At 50.9% G+C, this 230-nt stretch carries 1 protein-coding gene; it reads left to right on the top strand.

The features are described from left to right. Window positions 1–230, top strand: a 230-nt coding sequence (locus CWC16_RS19665) for a DbpA RNA binding domain-containing protein (protein WP_171037716.1), incomplete at both ends; no start/stop codon positions are given.

The raw sequence follows: 230 nt of genomic DNA, 5'->3' as shown, positions 1-230 counted from the left end.
TAGGTGCTATTGCCAATGAAAGTAATATCGCCGGCAAAAACATTGGCCACATTCGCCTGTTCGATACTTGCTCTTCCATCTACCTGCCAGAAGGCGTAGAAGCATCCACTTTGGATGCGCTGAAGAACGTCAAGGTACGTAACAAGGCTTTGGATCTGAAAGTCTGGGTCGATGATGGACGCAGTGACAACTTCCGTCCTCGCCGTGGTCGTGGTCGTGATGGAGACGGT

Source organism: Pseudoalteromonas sp. S3776 (genome assembly GCF_005886915.1).
Taxonomy (GTDB): domain Bacteria; phylum Pseudomonadota; class Gammaproteobacteria; order Enterobacterales; family Alteromonadaceae; genus Pseudoalteromonas.
Note: the sequence above shows the minus strand (reverse complement) of the source record. Positions and strands in the feature narration are given on the sequence as shown.